The organism is Brevibacterium permense (genome assembly GCF_013280495.1).
Classification (GTDB): Bacteria; Actinomycetota; Actinomycetes; order Actinomycetales; family Brevibacteriaceae; genus Brevibacterium; species Brevibacterium permense.
In genome coordinates this window covers 209,332-226,363 of sequence record NZ_JABSSX010000002.1, presented here as the reverse complement: position 1 = coordinate 226,363, position 17,032 = coordinate 209,332, and the positions used below count along the sequence as shown (strand labels likewise).

General features: G+C 66.1%; 15 protein-coding genes. All 15 read left to right on the top strand.

Features of this window, described 5'->3' with window-relative positions; all coding sequences use genetic code 11:
- Window positions 1-107: 107 nt before the first annotated feature.
- The 15 genes from HK353_RS03890 (at window position 108) to nusB (ending at window position 16,931) form a co-directional block, all read left to right on the top strand.
- Entirely contained in the window at window positions 108-752 is a 645-nt protein-coding gene (locus tag HK353_RS03890) for an MBL fold metallo-hydrolase (protein WP_173152624.1), read from the top strand.
- 51 nt (window positions 753-803) lie between these two features.
- A complete protein-coding gene (gene hisS / locus HK353_RS03885) occupies window positions 804-2,138 on the top strand; it encodes a histidine--tRNA ligase (protein WP_173152621.1) in 1,335 nt (444 codons plus the stop codon).
- Window positions 2,139-2,196: 58 nt separating this feature from the next.
- Window positions 2,197-3,981 (top strand): aspartate--tRNA ligase, encoded by a 1,785-nt coding sequence (gene aspS, locus HK353_RS03880; protein WP_173152618.1) that lies wholly within the window; start codon window positions 2,197-2,199, stop codon window positions 3,979-3,981.
- On the top strand, window positions 3,981-5,384 hold the full coding sequence (locus HK353_RS03875; protein WP_173152615.1) for a replication-associated recombination protein A: 1,404 nt from the start codon (window positions 3,981-3,983) through the stop codon (window positions 5,382-5,384). The genes aspS and HK353_RS03875 overlap by 1 nt, the downstream gene beginning before the upstream one ends.
- A 459-nt stretch (window positions 5,385-5,843) precedes the next feature.
- On the top strand, window positions 5,844-6,485 hold the full coding sequence (gene rpsD, locus HK353_RS03870) for a 30S ribosomal protein S4 (RefSeq protein WP_373270422.1): 642 nt from the start codon (window positions 5,844-5,846) through the stop codon (window positions 6,483-6,485).
- Between the two features lie 206 nt (window positions 6,486-6,691).
- Window positions 6,692-9,346: an alanine--tRNA ligase gene (gene alaS / locus HK353_RS03865; RefSeq protein WP_173152612.1), complete on the top strand. Its 2,655-nt coding sequence runs from the start codon at window positions 6,692-6,694 to the stop codon at window positions 9,344-9,346.
- Complete coding sequence (gene ruvX, locus HK353_RS03860; protein ID WP_173152609.1) at window positions 9,343-9,819, top strand: Holliday junction resolvase RuvX; 477 nt, start codon at window positions 9,343-9,345, stop codon at window positions 9,817-9,819. The genes alaS and ruvX overlap by 4 nt, the downstream gene beginning before the upstream one ends.
- Window positions 9,816-10,952 carry an endolytic transglycosylase MltG gene (gene mltG, locus HK353_RS03855; RefSeq protein ID WP_173152606.1) on the top strand — a complete coding sequence of 379 codons (1,137 nt, stop codon included), beginning with the start codon at window positions 9,816-9,818 and terminating at the stop codon, window positions 10,950-10,952. The genes ruvX and mltG overlap by 4 nt, the downstream gene beginning before the upstream one ends.
- 3 nt (window positions 10,953-10,955) lie before the next feature.
- On the top strand, window positions 10,956-11,879 hold the full coding sequence (locus HK353_RS03850; RefSeq protein ID WP_173152603.1) for a shikimate dehydrogenase: 924 nt from the start codon (window positions 10,956-10,958) through the stop codon (window positions 11,877-11,879).
- Between the two features lie 158 nt (window positions 11,880-12,037).
- Window positions 12,038-12,673, top strand: a complete 636-nt coding sequence (locus HK353_RS16910) for a prepilin peptidase (RefSeq protein WP_173152600.1) — start codon at window positions 12,038-12,040, stop codon at window positions 12,671-12,673.
- 10 nt (window positions 12,674-12,683) lie between these two features.
- Window positions 12,684-13,883 carry a chorismate synthase gene (gene aroC, locus HK353_RS03840; protein ID WP_173152597.1) on the top strand — a complete coding sequence of 400 codons (1,200 nt, stop codon included), beginning with the start codon at window positions 12,684-12,686 and terminating at the stop codon, window positions 13,881-13,883.
- Window positions 13,880-14,518 carry a shikimate kinase gene (locus tag HK353_RS03835; RefSeq protein ID WP_173152582.1) on the top strand — a complete coding sequence of 213 codons (639 nt, stop codon included), beginning with the start codon at window positions 13,880-13,882 and terminating at the stop codon, window positions 14,516-14,518. Before aroC ends, HK353_RS03835 begins: the two co-directional genes overlap by 4 nt.
- A gap of 171 nt (window positions 14,519-14,689) precedes the next feature.
- Window positions 14,690-15,811, top strand: coding sequence for a 3-dehydroquinate synthase (gene aroB / locus HK353_RS03830; protein ID WP_173152579.1), 1,122 nt, complete (start codon window positions 14,690-14,692; stop codon window positions 15,809-15,811).
- 148 nt (window positions 15,812-15,959) lie between these two features.
- Complete coding sequence (gene efp, locus HK353_RS03825) at window positions 15,960-16,520, top strand: elongation factor P (protein ID WP_025777834.1); 561 nt, start codon at window positions 15,960-15,962, stop codon at window positions 16,518-16,520.
- Entirely contained in the window at window positions 16,521-16,931 is a 411-nt protein-coding gene (gene nusB, locus HK353_RS03820; protein WP_039207417.1) for a transcription antitermination factor NusB, read from the top strand. It abuts the gene before it with no gap.
- Window positions 16,932-17,032 lie beyond the last annotated feature (101 nt).

The window sequence follows — 17,032 nt, the reverse complement described above, 5'->3', positions numbered from 1 at the left end:
GTTTCCATCGGTCGAACCGGCAGGTCATTCCACCCGCCGATCACTCGATTGTGGGATAGACGTTATCCCAGCATAACCATCGGCGGGCGTGTAGATAGACTTTGCACATGGATGTGTTCTCGACCAACGCCGAATTCCTCGACGTCAACTGCTATGCCGTGCGCGCAGACGGCTCCAGCGACTGCATTCTCATCGACTCCGGATACGACTGCGCCCCGGGTCTCGAGAAGCTGCTGAGCGAAGAGGGACTCGAACCTCGGGCGATCTTCCTCACCCACGGCCACCCCGACCATATCCTGGGCCTGACCAACGTGCTCGCCCGCTGGAACGTGCCCGTCCACCTCGGCGCCGCCGACCGGTACCGCCTGGAAACGCCGGCCACAACGCTCAACCCGCAGTTCGCGGCAATGCTGGCCCCGCTCGTCGCAGACTGGAACGCCCCGGCAGCCATTGACATCAATGACGGGCAGAGCTTCGATATCGCCGGACTGACCATCACCGCAGTCTCCGCACCCGGGCACACGGAAGGTTCCATGCTGCTGCGAGTGAAGGACGGGGACGAGGAAGTCATCTTCACCGGTGACGTCGTCTTCGCCGGAGCCATCGGCCGCGTCGACCTGCCCGGGGGAGACCCCCAGGCGATGGCCGAATCCCTGCGGACCTTCGCGACGCTGCCGGACGTGCCGATCTATCCTGGGCACGGCCCTGCATCTCGCGTGAGCACGGAGCTCGCGACGAATCCGTTCTTCTGAAATCTCCCACCACTTCACACCACTGAAACCGCACCGAAAGCAAGGAGCACCATGGCGAAGTCAGCCCGTCTGTCCGGATTCCCGGAACGACTCCCGGCCGAACGCGTGATCGAGAAGACCATCATCGACACCCTCGAACACACCTTCGCCCTGCACGGGTTCTCCGCCCTCAACCACCGCGCCGTCGAACCGATCAGCCAGTTGGCCAAGGACGGCGAGATCGACAAGGAGATCTTCGCCGTCTCCCGCCTCCACTCCGAGGGCACCGAACGCAACCCTCTGGGACTCCACTTCGACCTCACGGTGCCCCTGGCTCGCTATATCGCCGACAATGCGAACGAACTGAGCTTCCCGTTCAAGGCCGCTCGCGTCCAGCCCGTCTGGCGGGGCGAACGGCCGCAGGCCGGCCGCTACCGGGAGTTCATCCAGGCCGATATCGACGTCATCGCCGACGGGGACCTGCCCGGACACTTCGAGGTCGAGATCCCCCTGGCCGTGGCCGATGCGTTCTCCCGTCTCGCCCCTCTCGGCGTGCCCGGAATCAAGATCGTCGTCAACGACCGCAGGCTGCTCGAAGGCTTCGCCCGCGGAATCGGGCTGACGAACATCCAAGCCGTGCTGCGCTGCCTCGACAAATACGACAAGATCGGCCCCGCCGAAGTGGCGAAGCTGCTGGCTGCCGAAGCCGACGCCGATGAGGAGCAGCAGCGCCTGTGCCTGGAGCTGGCCGCCATCGAATCCGACTCCCCGGACTTCGCCGACGAGGTGCGCGCCCTCGGCGTCGACCACCCCCTGCTCGAAGCCGGACTCGAATCGCTGACGACGCTGCTGCGAGCCGCAGCCGTTCGCGCCCCCGGAGTCGTCGTCGCCCAGCTCAAGATCGCCCGCGGCCTCGACTACTACACGGGCGCGGTCTATGAGACCCAGCTGATCGGCCACGAGGAGCTCGGTTCCGTATCCTCCGGCGGGCGCTACGACTCGCTGGTCACCGTGGGGAAGAAGAACTATCCCGGGGTGGGCATGTCCATCGGCGTCTCCCGCCTGATGGCATTCATCCTCGGCGAGACCTCGGAGATCCGCGCCACCCGCGGTACCCCCTCGGCCGTCGTCATCGCCGTCACCGAGGAGGCCCGACGGGCTGACGCCGACGCCGTGGCCGCGACGCTGAGGTCCCGGGACATCCCGTGCGAAGTCTCGCCGAACGCTGCGAAGTTCGGCAAGCAGATCCGCTACGCGGAACGCCGCGACATCCCGTTCGTCTGGTTCACCGACGGTGAGTCCGGCCACGAGGTCAAGGACATCCGCTCGGGAGAGCAGACCACGGCCGACCCGGACACATGGACGCCCGCGGAAGACGACCTCTGGCCCCGCGTGTACCGGAGCTGAGCGCAGGGCGACTATCATTATTCAGGCGCTAGACCACAACATCACAAAGGAGCCCTAGGTGCTGCGAAGCCACGAAGCCGGAAGCCTGCGAGCCGCGAACGCAGGAGAAACCGTCACCCTCACCGGGTGGGTCGATCGTCGTCGCGATCACGGAGGTGTGGCCTTCATCGATCTGCGCGACGCTTCGGGGATCGTGCAGGTCGTCGTCCGTGAGGACGATGCCCACCAGCTGCGCAACGAAACCGTCGTCAAGGCCACCGGCACCGTCTCGGTGCGCCCCGATGGCAACACGAACCCGAACCTGCCCACCGGCGAGATCGAGATCATCGACACTGCCGTCGAGGTGCTCTCGGAAGCAGCGGCCCTGCCGTTCCAGGTCTCCGACCATGCCGAGGACTCCGGCGCAGTAGGCGAAGAGACCCGTCTGCGCTACCGCTACCTCGACCTGCGCCGTTCGGGACCGGCCAAGACGATCCGACTGCGCTCCGATGTCAACAAGGCCGCACGGTCGGTCCTCGACACCCACAGCTTCGTCGAGGTCGAGACTCCGACCCTGACGAAGTCGACTCCGGAAGGTGCCCGCGACTTCCTCGTCCCGGCCCGGCTCAAGCCCGGCTCCTGGTACGCCCTGCCACAGTCGCCGCAGCTGTTCAAGCAGCTGCTTCAGGTCGCCGGCATGGAACGCTACTACCAGATCGCCCGCTGCTACCGCGACGAGGACTTCCGCTCCGACCGCCAGCCGGAGTTCACCCAGCTCGACATCGAAGCCTCCTTCGTCGAGCAGGAGGACATCATCGCTCTGGCCGAAGAGATCCTCTCCGCGCTGTGGAAGCTCATCGGCTACGACATCACCACGCCGATCCCGCACATCACCTATCACGAGGCGATGGAGCGCTACGGTTCGGACAAGCCGGACCTGCGCTTCGGCCTCGAGCTGCACAACCTCACTGAGTTCTTCGCCGACACCCCGTTCCGCGTCTTCCAGTCGCCTTATGTCGGCTCCGTCGTCTACCCCGGCGGCGGCTCGCTGCCGCGTCGTCAGCTCGACGGCTGGCAGGACTGGGCCAAGCAGCGCGGGGCGAAGGGCCTGGCCTATGTGCTCATCGGCGAAGACGGAACCCTGTCCGGTCCGGTGGCCAAGAACATCTCCGATGAGGAGAAGGCGGGACTCGCCGAGGCGGCCGGTGCGCAGCCGGGCGATGCGATCTTCTTCGCCGCAGGTGAGGCGAACTCCTCCCGTGCCCTCCTCGGTGCCGCCCGCAATGAGATCGCCGAACGCACGGGTCTCATCAAGGACGGAGACTGGGCCTTCGTATGGGTCGTCGACGCGCCTCTGTTCGAATCGGCCGCCGAAGCGCAGGCGGCCGGAGACGTCGCCGTCGGCGGCGGACAGTGGACGGCCGTCCACCACGCCTTCACCGCTCCAAAGCCCGAATTCCTCGACTCTCTCGAAGAGGACCCGGGCGCGGCACTGGCCTATGCCTACGACATCGTGTGCAACGGCAATGAGATCGGCGGCGGCTCGATCCGCATCCACCGCAAGGATGTCCAGGAACGTGTCTTCAAGATCATGGGAATCTCCGCCGAAGAGGCCGAGGAGAAGTTCGGCTTCCTCCTCGAAGCCTTCAAGTTCGGTGCACCCCCGCACGGCGGCATCGCCTTCGGCTGGGACCGCATCGTGTCCCTGCTGGCCGGCGTCGACTCGATCCGTGAGGTCATCGCCTTCCCGAAGTCCGGCGGCGGATTCGATCCGCTGACCCAGGCGCCGGCCCCGATCACCGACGCCCAGCGCGCCGAGGCCGGAGTCGACTTCGAACCGGAAGACGCCGAATCCGAGGCCTGATGAGCCAAGAACCCAATCTGTTCTCCGACGGCCCGGACCAGGAAACACCGGGTCCGGGCTTCGCCGGCTCCTCCGGGACCTCCTCGGGCAGGGCCCTGGACCCGCTTGCGGTGCGGATGCGTCCCCGGACCCTGGACGAGGTCGTCGGCCAGGAGCACCTGACCTTCCCCGGGTCGCCGCTCAACCAACTCGTCGAAGCCAGCGGGGGAGACCGGGCGGGAGCCTCCTCGGTGATCCTGTGGGGTCCGCCCGGAGTCGGAAAGACCACGCTGGCCCATGTCATCTCCCACGCCCCGGGCCGCACCTTCGTCGAGCTCTCCGCCATCACCGCGGGCGTCAAGGACGTGCGCCAGGTGATCGAGAGCGCCCGCCGCGAACGGGAGATGTACGGACGGACCACCGTCCTCTTCCTCGACGAGATCCACCGGTTCTCGAAAGCTCAGCAGGATGCCCTGCTCCCGGCGGTCGAGAACCGGCTCGTCGTGCTCGTGGCCGCCACCACGGAGAACCCGTCGTTCTCCGTCATCTCACCCCTGCTGTCGCGGTCGCTCATGCTCACGCTGCGTCCGCTCGACGACGAGGCGGTCGGCAATCTGCTCGACCGTGCCGTCGAATCCGATCGCGGCTTGGCCGGACAGTTCACCCTCACCGAGGAGGCCCGGAACTTCATCGTCCGCATCGCCGGAGCCGACGCCCGCCGTTCACTGACCGTCCTCGAAGCCGCCGCCGGAATCGCCGCCGCGCAGTCGGAGGAGGAGGGCGACGAACCGATCGCAATCACCGAATCGGCCTGCGCCGAGGCGAGCAGCGAAACCGTTCTGCGCTACGACAAGAACGGCGACCAGCACTACGACGTGGTCTCCGCGTTCATCAAATCCATCCGCGGATCCGATGTCGACGCTGCCCTGCACTATCTCGCGCGGATGATCGTCGCCGGTGAGGACCCGCGCTTCATCGCCCGTCGAGTCGTCATCTCCGCGGCCGAGGACATCGGCATGGCCGACCCGCAGGCGCTGCCGATCGCCGTGGCCGCCTCGACGGCCGTCCAGAACATCGGCATGCCCGAAGGACGGATCCCCCTCGCCGAGGCGGTCACCTACCTCGCGCTGGCCCCGAAGTCGAACGCGAGCTACCGCGCCCTGGACGCCGCGATCGCCGATGTGAAGAACGGGCTCGCCGGAGAGGTGCCGATGCATCTGCGCGACGCCCACTATCCGGGGGCGAAAGAGCTCGGCCACGGTGAGGGCTACAAATACTCGCACGACTATCCGCACGGGGTCGCCGATCAGGAGTACCTGCCGGAGTCGCTGCGAGGCAAGCACTACTACTCCCCGACCGGCAACGGAATGGAACGCAGCATGGCTGAGAGGCTCGAGAACCTCAGGCGGCTGCTGCGACCCTGATAGCTGCTGAGCAGACGCGGTTCCTCCTGCACGTCTTCGGCTTCACCGCCTTCGCGGGACTGCAGCAGGTATCGGACAGCGGAGTCGTCCTGCTGCTGTTCACGATCGGACTGAAACTCGATCTGCGCTCCCTGCTCCAACCCGAAGCCCACGGCACCGCTGCGCGGCACATGATCACGGTGGTCCTCCTCGGTGCCGGAAGTGACAACGGTGTTTGCGGACTAGTCGGCCGACAGGGGCGGACGGTTCGCCTCAGTCGGCAAGATCATTGCGGCGACGCGGCCGATCGGCTTTGCGACGGGCGGTGTGCACCCGCTAAGATGGACAGCTGTTGTGCCTGCACCCTAAAGGCGGTCGGTGCGAGCGGATCTCGACGCTCAATCCCTCTTTCCCATCCGGGGAAACAACAGTCGCGTTCGGGGCGAGAACCGCAGAGGCCCACCGCGGCAGAACACATTGATGAAAGGTAATACAGTGCCAGCACCAGCACGTAATCGCCGCATGACGCGCCTCTCGCGCGCCCTCGGCATTGCTCTGACACCCAAGGCCGAGAAGTACTTCGAGCGTCGCCCGTACCCTCCAGGTGAGCACGGTCGCGCCCGTCGTCGCAACGACAGCGACTACTCGGTCCGCCTCAAGGAGAAGCAGCGACTGCGCGCGCAGTACGGCATCCGTGAGGCCCAGATGCTCAAGACCTACAAGGAAGCCAACCGTCTGCCCGGTCTGACCGGTGAGACCATGGTCGAGCTCCTCGAATCGCGTCTCGACGCCCTCGTCCTGCGTTCGGGCTTCGCCCGCACCATGGCCCAGGCCCGTCAGTTCGTCGTCCACCGTCACATCACGGTCGACGGACAGCGCGTGGACCGTCCCTCCTTCCGCGTGAAGGAAGGCCAGACCATCCAGGTGCACGAGCGTTCGGCTTCGATGGATCCGTTCCAGGTCGCCGCCGCCGGTGGTCACAAGGACGTCCTGCCCGCAACGCCGGGATACCTCAACGTGAACCTCGAGGGCCTGCAGGCAACCCTGTTGCGCACCCCGAAGCGCGAAGAGGTGCCGATCACCTGTGACGTTCAGCTCGTCGTCGAGTTCTACTCGCGCTGATCTGCTGAACACAGCGCATCGCGCCACCGCGACTGCCCGGGACCGCACGGTTCCGGGCAGTCGTGCATTCACGGCACGCCGCGCCACATCGCATATTGCGGCGCAGCCATTAAACTGGTTCCTGTTAAGTGCGGGTACGCACGAGTAAGTGTCGCGCCGGGCTCATCCGCTCGGCGGCGCACAGGCAATATCTGAAAGGCCTTGGATTGAAGACGGCAGAGATCAAACAACGCTGGTTGGACTACTTCGAAGCGAACGGGCACACCGTGGTCCCCTCGGCGTCGGTGATCAGCTCCGATCCGTCCATCCTGTTCAACATCGCGGGAATGGTCCAGTTCATTCCCTACCTCACCGGCCGGGAGCCGGCCCCGTTCAACCGTGCCACCAGCGTCCAGAAATGCGTGCGCACCGGAGACATCGAAGAGGTCGGCAAGACGACCCGCCACGGCACCTTCTTCCAGATGAACGGCAACTTCTCCTTCGGCGACTATTTCAAGCGCGATGCCATCAAGTTCGCCTGGGGACTGCTGACGACCCCCGTCGCCGAGGGCGGCCTCGGCTTCGACCCGGACCTGCTGTGGGCGACAGTGCACGAGGACGATGCAGAGACCATCGACATGTGGCTCGAGGAGACCTCCGTTCCCCGCGAGCGCATCCAGCTGCGCGACAACGAGGACAACTACTGGCACACCGGCCAGCCCGGCCCTGGCGGCTACTGCTCGGAGATCTACTTCGACCGCGGCCCCGCCTACGGCGTCGACGGCGGACCCGTGGCCGACGAAGACCGCTACATCGAGATCTGGAACCTCGTGTTCATGGAGTTCGAACTCTCCGCGGTTCGCTCGAAGGTCGACTTCGACGTGGCCGGCGAGCTGCCGGCGAAGAACATCGATACCGGCATGGGACTCGAACGTGTCGCCTTCCTGCTCCAGGGCGTGGAGAACATGTACGAGATCGACGAGGTCTTCCCCGTCATCGAGGCCGCCAGTCGTCTGGCCGGCCGGACCTACGGCGAGGACGAGCACGCCGATGTGCAGCTGCGCGTCGTCGCCGACCATGTCCGTTCGGCCCTGATCATCATCGGCGACGGGGTCCGCCCCGGCAACGAAGGCCGCGGCTACATCCTCCGCCGCCTGCTCCGCCGTGCCGTGCGTGCCATGCGTCTGCTCGGAGTCAAGGAAGAAGTCCTGCCCGAGCTGCTGCCCGTCTCCATGCAGGCCATGAAGCTGTCCTACCCGGAACTCGAAACCGACTTCGACCGCATCTCCCGGGTCGCCTACGCCGAGGAGAAGGCGTTCCTGCGCACCCTCGAATCCGGCACTCAGCTGTTCGCCAATGCCGCGAAGTCACTCGACGGCGCGGACAAGACCATCAGTGGAGACATCGCCTTCGCCCTCCACGACACCCACGGATTCCCCATCGACCTCACTCTCGAGATGGCCTCCGAAGCCGGACTGAGCGTCGACGAGGCCGGGTTCCGTGAGCTGATGAGTGAACAGCGCACCCGCGCCAAGGCCGATGCCAAGGCGAAGAAGGGCGGCGGCCACACCGACCTGTCCGCCTATTCGGCGCTGCTCGACGAAGGTCCCAGCGAATTCGTTGGCTATGACCGACTCGAGTCCGACTCCCGCGTGCGAGGAATCGTCGTCGATGGGGTCGCCGCCGAGGTGCTCACCGCCGGTCAGAGCGGCGACGTCATCCTCGACCTGACCCCGTTCTACGCCGAATCCGGTGGTCAGCGCGCCGACGTCGGCCTCATCTCCGGCCATGGCTTCACCGCCCGGGTCAGCGACGTGCAGAATCCGGTCAAGGGACTGCCCGCCCACCGGGTCGAGGTCATCGACGGAGAGCTGCGCGTCGGCGACGAGGTGCTCGCCGCCGTCGACCACGACCACCGGTTTCAGGGCGCACAGGCCCACACCGCCACCCACCTCGTCCACGCTGCGCTGCGCGAGATCCTCGGCAGCCACGCCGTGCAGGCCGGTTCGCTCAACCAGCCCGGATACATGCGCTTTGACTACTCGTTCCCCGAAGCCCCCAGCACCCAGATGCGGGCCGAGATCGAAGAGGTCGCGAACCTCGCAGTGCGCTCGAACTACGAAGTCGGCACCGAATACATGTCCTTCGACGACGCGAAGAAGTCCGGTGCCATTGCGCTCTTCGGCGAGAAGTACCCGAACGTCGTGCGCGTCGTCGATATCGGCGGACCATTCTCCCGCGAACTCTGCGGCGGCACCCACGTCGGAGCCTCCGCGGAGGTCGGCCCGATCTCCGTGCTCTCCGAAGCATCCGTCGGCTCCGGAGTCCGACGCATCGAAGCCGCTGTCGGCATGGACGCCTTCCGGTCCCTGGCCGCCGAGCGGACCATCGTGTCCTCGCTCTCGGAGATGCTCAAGGTCCCCGGCGCCGATGTCACATCACGCGTGTCCGACCTGATGAGCAGGCTCAAGGACGCCGAGAAGGAGATCGCCCGACTGGGCGCCCAGCAGCTGTTGGCCTCTTCGGGCAAGTTCCTCGATGAGGCGCAGACCGTGGGCCAGACGCTGTTCGTGCAGGCCGAACTCGGCGACATCGCCAATGCCGGAGATCTCCGCACACTGGTCACCGATCTGCGCAACCGGGTCGCCGACCGTCAGGCGGTGATCTTCGGCATCGGAGTCAGCAGCGGAAAGCCCGTCGTCGTCATCGCCACCACCGAGGCGGCCCGCGCCGCCGGTCTCAACGCAGGGAAGCTCGTGTCGCTGGCCTGCGGAGAACTCGGCGGCGGAGGCGGCGGCAAGCCCGACCTCGCCCAGGGTGGGGGCAGCAACCCCGCGGCGATCCCGTCAGCCATCGCGGCGGTCAAGGCAGCCATCCAGTGAGTTTCCGCCGAGGTCGCCGGCTGGGTCTCGACATCGGTTCCGTGCGGATCGGTGTCGCCTCCAGCGACCCCGACGGGATTCTGGCCACCCCGCTCACCGTCGTTCGTCGAGCGGACGAACCGGCGGCGCTGCGGCAGCTGCGCGACATCGTCGACGAATACGAACCCATCGAACTCCTGGTGGGGGACCCGAAGTCCCTCGACGGCGCCGCCCGCGCCGCAGCCACCTCGGCGTTGGAATTCGCCCGCCGGATCGCCGCGGCCACCGGCACACCTGTCCGTCTCGTCGACGAACGATTCACCACCGTCGAGGCCCACCAAGCTCTCGCCGCAGCCGGGAAATCGTCACGCCAGAGACGCGAGATCGTCGATGCCCAAGCCGCCGTGATCATCCTCCAGAACGCCCTCGAGTACGAACACAACACCGGTGTCCCCGCCGGCCGTGAGATGCCCGACGAGGAGAGCGACGTATGAGCCCGATCACCGAAGAGTTCTCGACCGACGAAGGACTGTCCCGCGCAGAGATCCGCGCGAAGAAGCGGCGCAGGATGATGCGCCGACGACGGACGACGACGATCGTGATCATCTGCGTCCTCGTGTTCGGCATCGGGGGATTCTTCGGTGTGCGCGCGGCCGGCGGAGTCTTCGACGACCTGTTCGGGCCGAAAGGCGACTACGAGGGTCAGGGCACGAACGAGGTCTCGATCGAGATCGCACCCGGATCCTCGGCCCGCACCGTGGCCAACCAGCTCGTCGAAGCCGGAGTGATCATGAACTCCGAGCCCTTCCTCGACGAGATCGAAAGCCGCGAGGCGACCATCCAGGCCGGAACCTGGACGATGCGGGAGAAGATGAGCTCGAAGGCCGCGGTCGAAGCGCTCATCAACCCCATCGCCCCGCCCAAGATCACGGTCGCCGAAGGCAAACAGGTCGAAGAGATCAAGGCGATTATGATCGAATCGGGGATGAACGCCGACGAGGTCGACAAAGCCATCGACGACAAGACCCCGAAGGACTACGGACTCGAGATCGAAGCACCGAGCCTCGAAGGGTATCTGTATCCGGCGACCTACGACCTCAACAAGCAGAAGACCGCCGAGGACATCGTCCAGGAGATGGTCGACAAGACCGAGACCGAACTCGACGAACTGGGAATCGAGAGCAAGGACGCCAACCGCATCCTCACGCTGGCCAGCCTCGTGGAGAAGGAATCCCCGGGAGACCCCGAGGTGCGCTCGAAGGTGGCAAGGTCCTTCCTCAACCGCATCTCCGAGAAGTCGCAGACCGGAGGACTGCTCCAATCGGATGCGACCGTGGCCTATATCCACGGTGCTCGTTCCGACCTGACGACGACGAAGAAGGAACGCCAGTCCGACTCGCCGTACAACACGTACAAGAGGAAGGGGCTGCCTCCCGGGCCCATCAACTCGCCGAGCAAGGGCGCCGTCGAGGCCGCGCTCGATCCCGCCGACGGTGACTGGCAGTTCTTCGTCGCGACGAACCCGGACACGGGGGAAACCAAGTTCGCCGACAACTACGAAGACCACAAGAAGAACGTCGAGATCTACCGCAAGTGGCTGCGCGAGCACAGCAAGGACGACGGATAACCGGTGAGGATACTTGCCGCAGTGCTCGGTTCGCCGATCGCACACTCGAAGTCCCCGCTGCTCCACCGCGCCGCCTTCGCAGCGTTGAACCTGGAATCCAGCGAATACTCCCGGTACGAACTCGGAGCCGATGAGCTCGAGGAATTCCTCGACTCCCACCCCGATCACACCGGCTTCTCCCTGACGATGCCGTTGAAGGACCGACTCGTCACACTCGCCGCCGTTCGCGGGTGGAACCTCGACGAGACGGCGACATTGACGGCAGCCGGCAATACGATTGTGCGCCGGGGCGGAGACGTTCAGGTGGCGAACACCGACGTCGAGGGCATCGTGCGTGCCATCGCCCCGCACAGGAATTCGGGTCCGTCCGCGTCCGGTGGTGGTGGGGGAGCCGGTCGGGCGACGATCCTCGGCGCCGGAGCCACGGCCGCCTCGGCGCTCGTGGCCTGCCGCGATCTCGGGATCGCACACGTGGACTTCCGCGTCCGCAGCCCGGACCGTGCCCGCCGGGTCCTCGACTTAGCCGAGCGGACCGGTCTGACCGCCTCGGTGGGAGACCTGACCCGGATCGGTCCATCGGAGCTCGTCATCTCAACCCTGCCCGCCGAGGCGGCGCCCGACCCGACCTGGGATGACTCCTTCGCCCCCGGCGCGATCGCCCTCGACGTCGCCTACGCCGCCGATTCGACCTTCCTCGCCGCGGCTGCCGCACACGGTCTGCGCCCCGTCCCGGGAACCGCCATGCTCGTCGAACAGGCCGTCGCCCAGTTCGAGATGTTCCTCGCCGCAGCAACGGCCGACGACCCAACCACGACGGAGACCCTGCCGACGTCGGAGACCCTGCCGGCAGCAGACGACCTGACCGCGCGGGTCACGGCGGCCATGTACGCAGCACTCGAGGTCCCGCCGGTCCGGACCCAGGACTGAACCGGCGATCGCGATGGACACCGGAGTGCTGCACGGGATGACCATCGGTGTCACGGTTCTGGTCGCTCTGGCCTGCGGTCTCCTCCTCTCCGTGACCCCGGGTGCCTGGCTCAACGACGCCTCGCACCTGCAGCGGTGGCGGGCCTCCAGATGGACACGTGGTCCGGGTCCGGTGGTGGGGGGGCGTCATCATCGCCGCAGGAGCCGCCGTCGTCTTCACCCTCACTGTGCTCGCACCACTTGAGACCGGGTGGAGCGCCTATGCGCCGCTGAGCGAGACGACGTTCGCCCCAGACCAGCCGAACTCCGCCGATCGCATCCTCTCCGCCCTGCTGCTGGGCCTCATCGCAGGCGCCACATCATTCCTCGTCACTGCGGATGTCAGCGTACGCAGGCTGCCTGATCGGATCGTCATCCCCCTGTCTCTGGTCGCACTCGGACTCATCATCACAGGGTCCGTGCTTGGAGCGCTGCCGATGTGGTTCGCGTCGTTCTTCGCAGGACTGATCGGCCTCGTCTTCTTCACGGCAGTGCACCTGATGGGTCGAGCGCTGCGAGCACGGACGATGGGGCTCGGGGACGTCAAGCTTGCGTTCATCGTCTTCGCCGTGCCCGGTCTCTTCGACCCGTGGGCACCTGCCATCGTGCTTGTCGCCATGATGCTCATCAGCGGAGTTTGGGCGCTCATCGGCGCGATCCGGGCCGGTCGGGTGCGCGGGGTGACCATCGCCTTCGGACCGGCCATGCTTTCCGGCATGTGGCTCGGGTGCCTGTTCGCCCCAATACTTTTGTAGAATCAGTGGAATGTTGAGATGGCTGACTGCAGGCGAATCCCACGGCGAAGCGCTGACCGGGATCATTGAAGGGCTTCCCGCCCATGTACCGATCACCAGGGACGATATTCGTGCGAGCCTGGCTCGCCGCCGACTCGGCTATGGCCGCGGCGCACGGATGAAGTTCGAAGCCGACGAGGTGCGTCTCCTCGGCGGTGTCCGCCACGGGCAGACCTTGGGCTCACCGGTGGCGATCGAGGTCGGCAACACCGAATGGCCGAAGTGGGAATCCGTGATGAGCCCGGATCCCGTCGACGCGTCCGAGCTCGAAGGACTGGCGCGCAACGCCCCGCTGACCCGGCCTCGTCCGGGCCATGCCGATATCGTCGGCATGCAGAAGTACGGATTCGACGAAGCCCGCCCCGTGTTGGAGCGCGCCTCCGCGCGTGAGACCGCGATGCGCGTGGCACTGGGCACGGTGGCCGCAAAGTTCCTCGGCGAACTGGGCATCACCCTCGTCTCCCACACCGTGGCCATCGGCGGCGCCGAACACGCAGCCGATGCGCTGCCCGCGCTGCCGACCGCGGCCGATGTCGAAGCCCTCGACGCCGATCCGGTCCGCTGCTTCGACGCCGACCTCTCGGCGGCGATGGTCACCGAGATCGACGCGGCGAAGAAGGCCGGGGACACCCTCGGCGGAGTCGTCGAAGTCCTCGCCTACGACCTGCCTCCGGGCCTGGGCTCCCACGTGCATTGGGACCGTCGTCTCGACTCCCGCCTGGCCGGTGCCCTCATGGGCATCCAGGCGATCAAAGGCGTCGAGGTCGGAGACGGTTTCCTCACCACGAAGCGTCCCGGCTCGCAGGCCCATGACGAACTGGAAGTCGGACCCGACGGATTCCGTCGCACCAGCAATCGTGCCGGCGGCACGGAAGGCGGAATGTCCACTGGCGGTCCGTTGCGCGTGCGGGCGGGGATGAAGCCGATCGCCACGGTGCCGCGTGCCCTGGCGACGGTCGACGTCGAAACCGGTGAGGCCGCGAAGGCGAACCATCAGCGTTCCGACGTGTGCGCAGTTCCCGCGTCGGGAGTCGTCGCCGAAGCCATGGTGGCACTGGTGCTCGCCGAAGCCGTCGTCGAGAAGTTCGGCGGAGACTCCGTTGCCGAGACGAAGCGGAACCTGGACGCCTATGTCGCGGCCATTCCGGAGAACCTCCGCATCGGACGATGAACCACACCCCGCTGCCCAAACCGGTTCCGCCCTTGGAACCGGTTCCCGCCGCGCTCTCGCGCATCGTGCTCTCCGGTCCGCCGGCGGCAGGGAAATCGACGATCGGTCGGCTGCTCGCCGACCGACTCGGCCTGCCGCTGACGGACACGGACGCGAACATCGTCGACAAGTACGGGGTCATCTCGGAGATCTTCGTCGAACGCGGCGAAGATCACTTCCGGCGCATCGAGCGCGAGGTCGTGCGCAGAGCCCTGCGTCGTCTGCTCGATCGTCCGGGCATCGTGTCCCTGGGCGGAGGAGCGATCCTCAACCCCGGCACCCGAGCTCAGCTGCGACATCCGTCGATCAAGGTCGTGCACATCGATATCGATGTCGACACCGTGTCCCAGCGGCTGACCGCCCCGCACCGACCGCTGCTGCGCGGTGCCGGCAGCCCGGTGGAGAACTGGCTGGCCCTGGTCAACGAACGCGAACCGCTGTACGAACAGGTCGCGACCTTCCGGGTCCAGGCCTCGAACTCACCGCCGTCGACGGTGGTCAACCGAGTCGTCGACGTTCTCACCGGCCTGCAACGAGCGGAGGAGTACGCGAAGTACGCCGATCCCGACGACGACGGATCCGGTCAGCCGCGCTGAGCACGGCCCCGGCGGTGAGACGCCTGTGACCACATCGGTCACCCGTTTCGCCGCCGGGAGCCTGTGAGGGCTAGGCTGGATCCGGCCCGCGGAACAGGTGCCTCGGCTCCGAGCACTCACCGGGCGGCCGAGCCTTGAGAGAAGACGATGAACGAGCAGGAAGACGGACGAATGAGCCTCACACGCATCAATGTGGACGCCGGCGGGACCTACCCCGTCCTCGTCGGCCAGGGACTGCTCGGCGAACTGCCCGAGCTGCTCGGGAACCGCGTCGAGAAGGTCCTCGTCATCCACCCCCGCGCCCTGCGCACCACCGGTGAGACCGTTCGCGACGACCTCGCCGCCGCCGGTCTGGAGGCTGTGGCCGCGGAGATCCCCGACGCCGAAGAAGCCAAACACGTCCAGGTCGCCGCATTCTGCTGGCAGGTCCTCGGCCAATCCGACTTCACCCGCACGGACGCGATCATCACCGTCGGCGGGGGAGCGGTGAGCGACCTCGGCGGTTTCGTCGCCGCCACCTGGCTGCGCGGAATCAAGGTCATCCACATCCCCACCACCGTGCTCGGCATGGTGGACGCCTCCGTCGGCGGCAAGACCGGGATCAACACGGCCGAAGGCAAGAACCTCGTCGGCTCCTTCCACGCACCCGCCGGTGTCCTCGTCGACCTCGACACGCTCGGGACCCTGCCGGAGAACGAACTGTTCACCGGCCTCGCCGAGGTGGTCAAGACCGGATTCATCGCCGACCCTGCAATCCTCGATCTCGTGTCGAACCATTCGAAGGACGAGATCGCCGATGTGCACGGCCCCGTGCTGCGCGAGCTCATCGAACGCTCCATCCGGGTCAAGGCCGAAGTCGTCTCCGGAGACTTCAAGGAGTCCGGACGCCGGGAGATACTCAACTACGGCCACACCCTCGGCCACGCGATCGAGCACAAGGAGCGCTACCAGTGGCGCCACGGTGCCGCCGTATCGGTGGGCATGGTCTTCGCCGCCGAGGTGGCGTCGATGATCAAGAGTCTGCCCTATGAAGTCGTCGACCTCCACCGTGAACTGCTCGGCAAGCTCGGACTGCCGGTGGGCTACCGTTCCGACGTGTGGCCGCAGCTGCTGGACACGATGAAGAGAGACAAGAAGGCCCGCGGAGCGATGCTGCGGATGGTGCTGCTCAGCGACATCGGCGAACCGAGCACCGTCGAGATCCCCGATGCCTCCATCCTCTTCACCGCCTACCAGGAGATCGGCGAGGATTCGCCGACGGTTCCCCTCGGCATCGGCCTCGGCCTCGACTGACCCCGCCCGGATGGAAGCGTCCCGCTTAAGCTTGCTAGACTTGCCCAGTGGCGCGTTCGTCGACCCCGCACCTCGGGGTTCTCCGGCGCGTCGTGCCGACTGCGATCACCATTCGGTGATCAGGACTGAACCGAAGAAGGACGAATTAGTGGCGACAACGAACGACCTGAAGAACGGCCTTGTGCTCAACCTCGACAACCAGCTGTGGCAGGTGCTCGAATTCCAGCACGTCAAGCCCGGAAAAGGACCGGCCTTCGTCCGCACCAAGCTGAAGAATGTCATCTCCGGCAAGATCATCGACAAGACCTTCAACGCCGGCACCAAGGTCGAGACCGCGAACGTCGATCGCCGCGATATGCAGTACCTCTACCATGACGGCACCGACTACGTGTTCATGGATGCCAAGGACTACGACCAGGTCAACATCTCCGCAGAGCTCGTCGGCGACGCCGCGAACTACATGCTCGAGAACCAGGATCTGCAGATCTCCTTCCACGAGGGCACCCCGCTCTCTGTGGAGCTGCCGCCCTCGGTGGAACTGACCATCACCCACACGGAACCCGGACTTCAGGGCGACCGTTCGACCGGCGGTTCGAAGCCTGCGACCCTCGAGACGGGCTACGAGATCCAGGTGCCCCTGTTCCTCGAAGAAGGCGTGAAGGTCAAGGTCGACACCCGCAGCGGCGACTACCTCGGTCGCGTCAAGTAAGTGGCGTCCGCACGTACCAGAGCCCGTCGCCGGGCTCTCGAGCTGCTCTTCGAAGCCGGGCAGCGTCGACTGGCCATGGACGAACTCGTCACCATGCGGTCGAACGATCCCGACTACCCGATGAAGGAATACGCGGTCGAGATCGTCAAGGGCATCACCGAGAAGCAGGCGGAGATCGACGAGATCATCTCCACCTACTCAGAAGGCTGGACCCTGGATCGGATGCCGGCTGTCGACCGATCGCTGCTGGAGATCGGAACCTGGGAGATGCTGTTCAACGACGAGGTTCCCGACAAAGTGGCCATCGACGAAGCAGTGTCTCTGGCCAGACAGTTCTCCACAGATGACTCTCCCGGCTTCGTCTCGGGGCTGCTCTCCCGCATCCTCGACGTCAAACCGACACTCATCTGAGGCGGCGGGTCCGCACTCCGGACCCGCCCGCCGGTGGGCGCCCCACCGGGTCTACAATCGAATCGAACCACTCCTTTAACCACCGTCCAGAGAGGCGGAGA